Below are 11,670 nucleotides of genomic sequence, written 5' to 3' on the forward strand. Positions count from 1 at the left end.
TAATTATCTTACTGTTGTTAATTTATTTGCAGTATAGCTATTCAGCTTAGGTTCAGCTGTGCAAGGTTAGGCTAACAGCATAACGACAAGGAATGCCCGCTATCTTTCGTGTAAAGGAATATTCAAACTCTCACTTATTGTGATAAGGCTTAACTATGCAGCTACAACTTCGTAATTTAGATTTGAACTTATTAACGTTATTTGTCACGGTGATGGAGCAGCAAAACGTTTCAAAAGCAGCCAAAAAATTGAATATGTCACAGCCAGCCATGAGCCTAGGCTTAAACCGCCTGCGCAAAAAATTTAACGACGACTTATTCTATCGTAGCGGAGGTGTGATGCAGCCAACTACATTGGCAAAAAGCTTGTACCAACCGATTAATGACGCATTAAAAACCATCGGCCATGCTCTACCGCAAGATAATCTCAGCGATAACCAAGCCGCACTTGAGTTCAACTTAGCCATGCAACCCGCTTTGGAGTCGTTACTGTTGACCAAAGTATTGGTACAGCTGCAGCATGAATCCCCCAATGTTCGACTTAAAAATCAATATAACATTGACTTAGAAGCCCTTAAATATAACCGCTTAGACTTCATCGTTGCGACTCAGCAATACCAAGGCGATGACCTGTACAGCGAACTGTTAGCCACTGAGCCTCTCGTATTAGCTCACAGCAACGCTCACCCGAGAATGCAAAAAGGGATGAGCTTAGCGGCCATATTAGAGGAAGACTTTGCCATCGTCGATCCTGAACTAGGGCTGAGTAATAACGATCAGATGAAAGTCAAATATCAAATAAACTCATATCAAGCGGCGCTATCTTTGGTTGCGCAAACTAATCTACTTACTTTAGTGCCTAAATCTTGTCTCGACAACAGCGAAACCAAGCGTTTAATTAACTGGCAATATACCCCTTTTAGTAAGAAAAATATTGATATTTATCTCACTTGGCTAGCCTTACGTAAACACGACAACAGCCATCAATGGTTACGAGAAGTACTAGTAAATTACTCGAGATCAAATAAGCTAAGTGCCGTTTCAGCATAACAGGCAGGAACTGCGTTACCTGAAATAAACTGGTAATATAGCCGCGGTTACCGTTACTAAAGTTAATTTTCATGGACAACAACCGAGTTATTTTAAGCGCGGCTAATTGCTTAATCACCCCTTTAACGTGTGAAGATGCACACTTAATTCACGCCTATCAGGTGCGAAATCGACGCCACCTTGCCCCTTGGGATCCGAGCCGTAGTCAAAGCTTTTTTGAACTAGCAACATGGCAGAAAGTACTAACAGCTAATCAAGAAAATTGGCAACGGGGAAGCGCTTTTCATTTTGCTGCAATAGATGAAAAAAGTGGTGAAATGATAGCAAGTATTAACTTTTCTGCCGTCATGCGTGGTGTATTTCAAGCTTGTTACTTAGGCTATTCCATCGATCAAGCCCATCAAGGGCAAGGAAAAATGCAAGCTATTTGCCAAGTTTGTATTAACTACATGTTCGACCAACAAAACCTACACCGAATCATGGCAGCACATATACTAGACAACCATCGAAGTGAACGCTTACTGCTAAAATTAGGCTTCGAGTATGAAGGGTTAGCAAAAAAATACTTAAAAATTGCTGGGCAATGGCAAGATCATAAATTGTATGCCTTGATCAACCCACAGCATCACTGAGTATTGCGACCCTAACCCCGCAATATTGTACCTATGGCACAGAAGTGCTAACTTGCCGTAAAATTTGACCGCGAGAAATACACTCCATGACTAAAAACAAAAAACTCCCAACACCATTGATTGTCATCGCTTTGGTCATTTTAAGCTTATTACTCTGCGCCAGCATCATGGGCGAAAACGCCCGTTCAGAGCAGGTAACCAAAGATTATTTTAATGCAATTGCCAGCATGAAATACAACCAAGTTGAGCATTACCTAAGTGCAAACGTGCAAGACCAAGAGCAGGAATTCGAACACCTTTTTGCCTTAGAAACCGCACTGCAAAAACATTTTAACTTAGCAATGAACCAAGCCTACCTAATTGAAGCGAAACAAGAAACTTACTGGCTACCTTATTTCACAACAAACGAAGTTAGCGTAGCAGTTAAGTTTTCTTCTATAGATCAAAATAATGAGCCAGCCAATACGCACTACCTATCCGCACTGGTTAAGCTAGTAAGAGAGTCTGGTCGCTGGCGAATTAAGCAACTGAACCTCCCTGCACTAATAGAAGCGGATTACTTACAAGCACGTGACATGCTGGCCAAGCAACAGATCGTTGAAATAAAGCCTAACCAGTTGCGACTCAACCAAGCAGAGCTAACACTGGATACCCTTGATGCCATTGAACAGAAACTATGGCTGTTTCAACTTAATAGTGCCTTAGAAACCGTGGCCAAGGTAAGACCTGAATAAATCGCTTCGATCACAGTTTTTTATGCCATGATAAAAAAGAACAGATCAACTGCTTTTATTGTAATGAACTTATCTAGCCACTATTTAAAAAGAAAAAAGCAGTTCAATAAACTACAGTTACTGATTTAGCAGCAAAAAAAACTAGACAAAAGGCAGTATTAACCTAATTCTTCTTGCTATGCATTTGCGCCAACCTTGTTCCTTTGTTAACTTTAGCTGCATATTCGTAAGGAAAAATCAATGAAACTGGCTACTACAGCAAACCTAATCAACACTCTACAACACGTCGTTAGCGTCGTGGTTGTCGTCGTGGTTAGCATTTTGCCGTAGCGGGTTTTAACAATTTAAACCCCCTTCGGCGCAGGCCCAAGGGGGTTTTTTTATGCCATAAAGAATTGATAGCAAGAGAGGCAACAGATGAAGATCAGCGGCGCACAGCTCGTAATAAAACTATTAGAACGTCAAGGCATTACGCAAATTGCCGGACTTCCCGGCGGTGCAGCTCTGCCACTCTATGATGCACTACCCGGGAGTAACATTAAGCACGTGTTAACCCGCCATGAACAAGGTGCAGGCTTTATTGCCGAAGGCATGGCACGCGTATCAGGCAAAGCGGCTGTTTGTTTTGCTAGCTCAGGTCCTGGTGCCACTAACTTAGTCACCGCCATCGCTGATGCTCACTTAGATTCTATTCCGGTTATTGCAATTACCGGTCAAGTGCCAAGTAGCATGTTAGGCACCGATGCCTTTCAAGAGATTGACACCTTTGGCTTAATGGCGCCTATTACCAAACATAACTGGCTAGTGCGCTCTGCTGAAGAATTGTTAGAAGTGATCCCAGCAGCCTTTCGCATTGCCACTTCAGGCCGCCCTGGGCCAGTTGCTATCGACATCCCTAAAGACGTGCAAAACCAAATTATCGAAATAGATGAGTTTCCAGCACCAGGTGAGGCAATGCCCTTACCACAGCCGACCTTAGCGCAGCTAAAAGAAATGGAAGCCATGATCGCAAAAGCAGAGCGACCAATGCTGATGGTGGGTGCTGGCGTGATCCAATCAAACAGCAGCGAAGCCGTAGTAGCGCTAGCTGAAAAGCTCAACATCCCTGCCGTATCCACATTTTTAGGTTTGAGTGTATTCCCCCACGGTCATGAATTACACCTTGGCATGCTGGGTATGCACGGTTCAAAAGGCAACAACATCGCCCTTGAAGAATGTGATTTACTAATTGGTGCTGGCGTTCGTTTTGACGATCGCGCCACCGGAAAAATCAGTGAGTTCTGTCCACAAGCCGCCGTGTTACACATTGAAATTGACCGCAGTGAAATCGGTAAACTAAAAACCCCCACTCTTGCCGTTCATGCTGACGTTGGCGCTTGCATTAAAGCACTACTTGCTAACTGCGAGCCGCAACAGCGTGTAGAATGGGTTAGCCGGATCAAGTGGTTAAATGAAAACCATGGTATTCCACTGCCAACTAAACAAGACTTATCTAACCCTTACAGCCTGATCAAAACAGTGGCAGAAATTGTCGGTGACAACACCAACGTCCATACGGATGTGGGCCAACATCAAATGTGGACCGCACAAGTGTATCCGTTTGTACGCGATCGCCAGTGGAGCAGCTCTGGTGGCCTAGGCACGATGGGATATGGCCTACCAGCCGCGATTGGCGCTGCCCTAGCGGATCCTGATCGCATGGCACTATGTATCAGTGGCGATGGCAGCATCATGATGAACATTCAAGAAATTGACACGGCAGTAGAGCACAACTTGAACGTAAAGGTAGTGGTAATTAACAACTCACGCCTTGGCCTAGTTCGCCAGCAACAAGCATTGTTCTATCAGGAAAACTTTGCCGCAGTGAATAACAAACGTACCGCTGATTTTGCCTTAATGGCGCAAGCCATGGGCGCAAATGGTTTTGATTTAGGCAAAGCGACCGATCCGTTAGCCATGTTAACCGAAGCATTAAACACCCCTGGGCCCGTACTGATTAACGTGCCAATCTCAGAAGATGAAATGGTATTTCCCATGGTACCACCAGGCGCAGCCAACAAAGATTTAATTGAGGAGCGTAAAGCATGAGTGATTTTAGCCAATGTGCCATTCTAGAGCTTAAAGTAAACAACCACCCTGGTGTAATGTCTCATGTCTGCGGCTTATTTGCCCGCCGCGCATTTAACGTAGAAGGCATTTTATGTATGCCGATGCAGGACAAAAAGCACAGTAAAATTTGGTTATTAGTGGGAGAAGATCAACGCCTTGATCAGCTCACTCAACAAACCCTAAAGCTTGAAGACGTACTGGAAATTAGCCAGCACTCATCAAGCCATCCAGTGTTTGCGCAAATGATGGAATTTGTCGAATAACGATTCAGACTCCAGTACAGCACGGGGTGTCCGTGCTGTATTTATTTACTTTTTACTCAAACAAAAAGATGTAAACCCAAGCCCCAAATCAGTGCTCCTAGCACCAGCCACATCACTTTTAACTTCAGCACACGCAATGCAAACAAACCGATGATCACCACAACCATATCAAGTGGCATCACCACAGCACTAGTAAATACAGGCTGATACAAGGCCGCCAATAACAACCCGACAACGGAAGCATTGATCCCCGCACTAGCAGCGGCGAACCAAGCTTGTTGCGATAGCTGCTGCCAGCTTTGCATAAATGCCAGTACCAATAAAAAGCCAGGAAGAAAAATAGCTAAAGTAGCCAGTACCGCGCCCAACAAAGGCGAAGCATTTAAATAAGCACCAAGAAAAGCCGCCAAGCTAAACATCGGTCCCGGCACCGCTTGCGCCGCGGCATAGCCAAATAGAAAAGTGTCTTGGCTGATTTGGCCTTGCAAGCCTTGCTCAAGTAGCGGTAACACCACATGGCCGCCACCAAATACTAAGCTGCCCGCTTGATAAAAATCATTCAGCAGTGACAGAACCGAGCCATAACCACTGAGCCATGGCAACACCGAAAACAGCACAGCGAATAACCCCAATGGCAGCCACTTCACAGCCACCCGCTGACTCGTCACTTTATTATCCCCCCTACCTTCTAGCTTATGCCATTTAAAACAGATTAACGCAGCGGCAATAAACACCACAAATTGCGTTACTACGCTGGGAAATAACAATAATGCAGCAGCGCTCAATGCCGCCATTGCAGTTAATAAACGCGTTGCACAAAAGCTGCGATACATATTCAGCACGGCGTCAACCACCACCACCACCGCTAGCAGTTTTAATGCGTGTATCAAAGCATTTAGCCAATCAGGTTGCTGGCCTTGACTAAACAATGCCAAGCCAAATAACAAGCAAAATGAAGGTAAGGTAAAGCCGACAAACGCTGCAATGCCGCCCAGTAAACCCGCTCGTTTTAAACCAAGGGCAAAGCCCACTTGGCTCGACCCCGGTCCCGGCAATATCTGACTGAGCGCCACCAACCCTTGATAATCTTGCTCGCTGAGCCATTTCTTTTCATCGACAAAGGCTTTTTTAAAATAGCCAATATGCGCCGCAGGGCCACCAAAAGAGTGAAGACCGAGCAGGAAAAATGAGGTGAAAATGTCAAAGATGGATTTCATAATAACGACTGCCTATAAAGTTAACAGCCGCATAATAAGACAGTTTTATGACAAATCAATAACAAGCCAAGTAGGAGCAGAGCTTGCTCTGCGAATATCACAAATTCCCTGAGCAAGCTCATGTCCTACAAAAACACCAATCAACTAGCTCAACATACAAGGAGCGGTATTTATACCGCGAAAAAAGAAGACGTGGATTCGAAATTTGTCTCTTTCAAAATCCACCTATTTCTCTGTAAAATCGCTGCAAGTACATCTCTGTAAGCTCAATTTTTTCATCCCTGAAAAAGATGTTTTACTGCGAAACAGGTGGATTATTCATTTAGCACCCATATCGAATTCGAACTATTGTAAAGCTACTCCCCCGCTAACGCCTTCTCAATCAAAGGCACTAACGGCGTAGGCAAAGTGATCTTACCCGCCAACACAAAGGCATGTGCTTCTGGCGACATTTTTTTCCACGTGCGTTGCAAAATACCAATCCATTTTTGCTCATCATAATCTGGCTTAGTCGCAGCAAACGCGAGCATGTAATGCTCAATAAATACCAAGCTAGCAACATCTTCCACCAGCTGGCTATCGGGATTTTTCTTGATTTGTTTCTTCGCCACGGCAGCATAAACGCGCTCACGTGCCGCGTCATCATAGCCCACTTGCTGCATCAGCTGCGTCACCGAGTCGGCGTGAAACAGATACAAGGCACTGCGCCATTGATGATACCCTTGCTTATTCATCGGAAAATCACTGCGCGGTGAGCACCAGCGTTTAATGTGCTGCGCCCGTACCGCAATTTGCATTAACTCATCGGTGTCAGGGGCAAAGCGCGCCAGCATCTCGGTCATACGCTGCGAATACAGCAGCTCTTTCGGCCAACTTTTTCCAGCTGATTCTTCTTGATTAGGATCTTGGCTATTGGCTTGATCAATTAACTCAATCACTTGGCTAAACATAGGGCATCTCATTTATCTACAATTCTAGGTATTTTATGCAGCTAGCCAAAATTAAGCTAGTTTGCTAGATATATTTAAGAGGCAGAATTTACACCCAATACAAAGGAGAGTTAAAGTTAGCAGCGGCCATCACTTTTTATCATACTGGGCTGAACCAGGCTAATGTTTGAACTTATACAGTTCCTCACACTATTTGTGTATAACTACAACAACTATCTCTGCTTTCTTCAGTAACACGAAAAATAGTTTAATAACGACTTCCAAATCCTAACTACGGGTAGCTATCAAGTTTTTAAATGAACTAAATTCAACTTAAAATTGAATTTATATCACTTTTGTTCATTAAGCTGCTCCCATTAAACTTCTGTGCACTGTTATCGCTAAATAAAAAGAGAAGTAGTTAATGTATCTTATTGAATTTGTGTCAAATCATCTTTACACCTTCGTTGCGCTGGTGGCCACAGGCATTTTTGCGGGCGTGCTAGCAGGTTTACTCGGGGTTGGCGGCGGTATCGTTATTGTGCCTGTGCTTTTTTTCTTGTTCCAAGGTTTTGGTGTATCGCCCGAATCAGCAATGCTTATCGCAACCGCTACGTCCTTGGCTACCATAGTCCCCACTTCGATTAGCTCGATACGCTCACATCTAAACAAAGGTAATGTCGATATTGAGCTGCTCAAGCGTTGGTCGGCGTTTATTTTGCTTGGCGTGTTAGCGGGCAGCTGGCTAGTTACCCGAGTGAATGGCGAACTACTGGCGCTATTATTTGGTGTGATTGCGATCTTAGCTGCCCTGAATATGTTATTTCGCACTGGTAAATCGGCTTTGTTTACCCAGTTGCCGAGTAAAGCGGGGCAAACCGTGATGGGCGCAGCTATCGGCTTTTTTAGCGCTATGGTCGGCATCGGCGGCGGAACTATCTCGGTGCCACTACTCACCTTATATAACTACCCGGCTCATAAAGCTGTTGGCACAGCCGCAGCAATAGGTTTGATTATCTCTTTGCCCGGCGCGATGACCTTGTTAACCTTGGGCACAGCGCCAACTGATGCGCCAGTGGGAACTTTTGGCTTGGTTAATCTGATTGGCTTTATTTGCATCGTGCCTCTCACCGTGTTGTTTGCGCCGCTAGGGGCGTCGTTGGCGGCTAATTTAGATGGGGCTAAATTGAAAAAAATCTTTGCTTTGGTGCTGCTGGTAACTGGGGGCAGAATGATGGCGCAGTTAATGCTCTAACTAAAATCCGCACTTACTAAAAAAGATCCAATCCCTTAAAGCATGGGTGACGGTTAAAGGGATTGGATGGATTACCAGCTGGGACAAATAGTAACCCTTAATTTTGCTTTACTTATTAATAAGCTCATTGCGCACAATCGCGGCGCCAGCACTTAACGCCTTGAGTTTAGCTGAGGCCACTTGGCGCGATAACGGTGCCATGCCGCAGTTGGTACAAGGATAGAGCTTGTCGGCATCAACAAACTGCAATGCTTTTCTTAAGGTTGCGGCCACCTCTTCTGGGGTTTCTATCTCATTGCGAGCCACATCAATAGCCCCCACCATGACTTTTTTACCGCGGATCAACTCAAGTAACTCCATCGGTACATGGGAGTTGTGACACTCAAGGGAGATAATGTCGATATTAGATTGCTGCAATTTCGGAAACACGGCTTCGTATTGACGCCATTCGGTGCCCAAGGTTTTCTTCCAATCCGTGTTTGCCTTAATGCCATAGCCGTAGCAAATATGCACAGCGGTTTCACATTTTAAGCCTTCAATGGCACGCTCTAGGCAGGCAATACCCCAATCGTTAACATCATCAAAAAACACGTTAAATGCGGGCTCATCAAATTGGATAATATCCACGCCGGCGGCTTCGAGCTCTTTGGCTTCTTGGTTAAGAATTTTAGCAAATTCCCACGCTAGCTTTTCGCGGCTTTGATAATGGGCATCATACAAGGTATCGATCATGGTCATCGGCCCAGGCAGTGCCCACTTGATCGGCTGATTGGTTTGCTGGCGTAAAAATTTGGCGTCTTCCACAAACACAGATTTGGGCCGAGACACAGGGCCTACTACCGTTGGCACACTGGCTTCATAGCGATTGCGAATGGTGACAGTGTGGCGATTTTCAAAATCCACCCCATCGAGGTGCTCAATAAAGGTGGTGACAAAATGTTGGCGCGTTTGCTCGCCATCGCTAACAATATCAACGCCAGCGTGTTGTTGCTCTTGCAATGATAAACGCAGCGCATCTTGCTTGCCGCTAATTAATTCATCACCTTGCAATTTCCAAGGTGACCATAGCGTTTCAGGCTGTGCTAACCAAGTGGGTTTTGGCAAACTGCCGGCGGTAGAGGTAGGTAATAATGTTTTCATAATTTTTGCTGCCTGATTAAGTGAGAAGTTAGGCGTAATTGGCCGACCATTGCTCAAGAATGTTTTGATACGGTTTAATAAAGTACTGCTCAGCAAATTTACCCTGCTGCTTTGCCAACTGGCTGCGTTCAACGCGGTCATAAACAATTTGCGTCAATGAATGATCTGGATTGTTTAAGTTAGGCTGATAACACTTACCCGCAACGGCATTGGCATTGTAAATTTCAGGGCGATAAATTCTTTGAAACGTCGCCATGGTGCTAATGGTGCTAATGAGCTCTAAGTTGGTGTAATCGTTTAGTAGATCGCCGACAAAATAAAACGCAAACGGGGCGACACTGTTGGGTGGCATAAAATAGCGCACCTGCAAGCCCATCTTTTTAAAATATTGCTCGGTTAATGACGATTCATTGGCGACATATTCAAAGCCTAAAACCGGATGCTGGTTTTCGCTTCTGCGGTAGATTTTTGTATCCGACACACTCAGGCAGATCACCGGCGGCTTGTTAAAGTGTTGCTGATAGGTGTTAGAGCGAACAAAGTGCTGAAACAACTTACCATGCAGCTCACCAAAATCATCCGGCACGCTAAAGCCATTGCGCTCTTTATTATGTTCAAGCAAGCGCACACTAAAGTCATAATCACGCACATAAGATGAAAAATTGTTGCCCACGATGCCTTCAATACGGGTATCGGTTTGATGATCCACTATGCTGGTTTTGAGCACTTCAATAGACGGAAAGTGTTCACCGCTACCTGCCACATCAATATCAACAGAAATAATGTCCAACTCAACGCTATAGCGTTCACCCTTGGGGTTATCCCAATGGGCCAAGGCATTAAAGGTGTTATTGATCATCGCCAAGGCACTGCGTAAATTTTGTTGGCGGTGCTCACCGCGCGCTAAATTGGCAAAGTTGGTGGTGATGCGCGTATTGTTAGATGGGCAATAATGCTCATCAAGGCGAATGCTTTTAATGGTAAAAGTGAAGTCTTTGTTCATCGTTTTTCGTGTCCCGTTTGCGCCCTTTGCACGGGCAATCCGTGTTTAGTTCGTTTGGCCTCACTTGCGAGTCAGCCCAAAATTGACTTACATCAATATTTGATAAGTGATTTATACGTGTAAACATGCATGAATAAAAACGATTTAATTTCAGAATTAAAGTGAGATAAATTCATGATAAAGGCGGTGCGCTTGAATGTGCTGCAGTTGTCTGCCTTTAGCTTGGCATTTTAATTGTGGCTGCTAATGCTGGTTATTTATAAAGTTGTAATGAAATTTATTCGCTCTGCCTGTTGTTGGCGCGGTAAATAAAATGCAAAAGCCTCGCTTTGTTCACATCAGATTGTTATTTCATTGAGATATTACGGGGACAAATTGGGTCTCGGTAAATACAGGTTCGCGTTGTTTTCCTGTAAGTGACGAGTTAGCTTAAAGAGGTGACATGCGGGACCTATACGGAAAACCGTGTAAAACACTGTTAAGCTACTAGTAGTAGAAAGGAATTGGAGTAAGAAATGGAAAAGTCGAAATAAAGTCCTTTGTTCCTGCAAAGGACTTTGAATGCTCAAAGTTGGTCCGAGCACATACAAAAACTGAATCTTACAGAAGAGTTTGGCTCCAAGGTTACTGAATTGGTTGAGCAGCCATGGGGAATGCTAGGGTTTTGCGTGATTGACCCTAGTGGTGTGTTGTGGCGTATAGCCCAGAACAAATAGCTTAAAAAGGCATTTAACGAGACTACAACAGTGGGTTATGATCTGCTTCGCTATACGGTATAACCCACTTAAATTATGGGCCCCCGTTGTAATATTCAACCACACTCACAAGGAGTGCAATATGAAAAAACTAGGATTACTTACACTGGGTGCTTTATTTAGCTTTTCGGCTTTTTCCGCTGAACTTTCTGAGTCGGCTTTGCAAGGTGACTGGCTGGTTAGCCATTTTCAAAATGAGTCCGATAACGATAATACGTTATGGCAATTTCAGGGCAATCAATTTATTCAAAATTTGGACGGTATGAAAGTTGCCCCAGATTCATACAAGGTATCGCCAGGTGTGATCGATCTTGGCTACGCAAAAATTACTGTGACTGAATTTGATGGTGAAAACATGGAGGCGGTGATGGCTGGTTTCAAATATAAGTTGATAAAGCAGTAATACAATAGGCAAGAACCGATGTCACGAGAGTGAGAGGATGTCATCATTTTTTCGCTAACCCACATTCTCCAGTTTCTAAACGAAGTATTTAGGTGAATGTCCAAGCTTTTTCTGCGCGATAAGTCGCGATTTCTGATACGAATATCTGCCGCGGGAAAGCGGCAGTTAAGCCATCAACAGC

11 protein-coding genes are annotated in these 11,670 nt (G+C 44.5%); 7 read left to right on the plus strand and 4 right to left on the minus strand.

The window, feature by feature from the left end; translation table 11 throughout:
• Positions 1 to 155: 155 nt before the first annotated feature.
• From K1M91_RS09070 to ilvN, 5 genes are all read left to right on the plus strand, one after another.
• Positions 156 to 1,049: a LysR substrate-binding domain-containing protein gene (locus K1M91_RS09070; protein ID WP_232801431.1), complete on the plus strand. Its 894-nt coding sequence runs from the start codon at positions 156 to 158 to the stop codon at positions 1,047 to 1,049.
• A gap of 71 nt (positions 1,050 to 1,120) precedes the next feature.
• Complete coding sequence (locus K1M91_RS09075) at positions 1,121 to 1,681, plus strand: GNAT family N-acetyltransferase (protein WP_232801432.1); 561 nt, start codon at positions 1,121 to 1,123, stop codon at positions 1,679 to 1,681.
• Positions 1,682 to 1,767: 86 nt separating this feature from the next.
• Positions 1,768 to 2,415 (plus strand): hypothetical protein, encoded by a 648-nt coding sequence (locus K1M91_RS09080; RefSeq protein WP_232801433.1) that lies wholly within the window; start codon positions 1,768 to 1,770, stop codon positions 2,413 to 2,415.
• Positions 2,416 to 2,832: 417 nt separating this feature from the next.
• On the plus strand, positions 2,833 to 4,503 hold the full coding sequence (gene ilvB, locus K1M91_RS09085; RefSeq protein WP_232801434.1) for a biosynthetic-type acetolactate synthase large subunit: 1,671 nt from the start codon (positions 2,833 to 2,835) through the stop codon (positions 4,501 to 4,503).
• The gene (ilvN, locus tag K1M91_RS09090; RefSeq protein ID WP_232801435.1) at positions 4,500 to 4,787 is read left to right on the plus strand and encodes an acetolactate synthase small subunit; all 288 of its coding nucleotides are present in this window, start codon (positions 4,500 to 4,502) and stop codon (positions 4,785 to 4,787) included. Before ilvB ends, ilvN begins: the two co-directional genes overlap by 4 nt.
• A 56-nt stretch (positions 4,788 to 4,843) precedes the next feature.
• On the opposite strand, the gene chrA is transcribed toward ilvN, so the two are convergent.
• The gene (gene chrA, locus K1M91_RS09095) at positions 4,844 to 5,995 is read right to left on the minus strand and encodes a chromate efflux transporter (protein WP_232801541.1); all 1,152 of its coding nucleotides are present in this window, start codon (positions 5,993 to 5,995) and stop codon (positions 4,844 to 4,846) included.
• A gap of 365 nt (positions 5,996 to 6,360) precedes the next feature.
• Positions 6,361 to 6,954 carry a DUF4202 domain-containing protein gene (locus K1M91_RS09100; protein ID WP_232801436.1) on the minus strand — a complete coding sequence of 198 codons (594 nt, stop codon included), beginning with the start codon at positions 6,952 to 6,954 and terminating at the stop codon, positions 6,361 to 6,363.
• Positions 6,955 to 7,357: 403 nt separating this feature from the next.
• Here K1M91_RS09100 and K1M91_RS09105 point away from each other — a divergent pair, with 403 nt between their 5' ends.
• Positions 7,358 to 8,188: a sulfite exporter TauE/SafE family protein gene (locus K1M91_RS09105; RefSeq protein ID WP_232801437.1), complete on the plus strand. Its 831-nt coding sequence runs from the start codon at positions 7,358 to 7,360 to the stop codon at positions 8,186 to 8,188.
• A gap of 108 nt (positions 8,189 to 8,296) precedes the next feature.
• Here K1M91_RS09105 and K1M91_RS09110 read toward each other — a convergent pair whose 3' ends face one another.
• On the minus strand, positions 8,297 to 9,328 hold the full coding sequence (locus K1M91_RS09110; RefSeq protein WP_232801438.1) for a methionine synthase: 1,032 nt from the start codon (positions 9,326 to 9,328) through the stop codon (positions 8,297 to 8,299).
• A gap of 28 nt (positions 9,329 to 9,356) precedes the next feature.
• Positions 9,357 to 10,331: a DUF1852 domain-containing protein gene (locus tag K1M91_RS09115; RefSeq protein WP_232801439.1), complete on the minus strand. Its 975-nt coding sequence runs from the start codon at positions 10,329 to 10,331 to the stop codon at positions 9,357 to 9,359.
• A gap of 837 nt (positions 10,332 to 11,168) precedes the next feature.
• Here K1M91_RS09115 and K1M91_RS09120 point away from each other — a divergent pair.
• Positions 11,169 to 11,489, plus strand: coding sequence for a hypothetical protein (locus tag K1M91_RS09120; protein ID WP_232801440.1), 321 nt, complete (start codon positions 11,169 to 11,171; stop codon positions 11,487 to 11,489).
• Positions 11,490 to 11,670: the final 181 nt, after the last annotated feature.

It is taken from the genome of Motilimonas sp. E26 (assembly GCF_021278025.1).
GTDB lineage: Bacteria > Pseudomonadota > Gammaproteobacteria > Enterobacterales > CBDFNC01 > Motilimonas.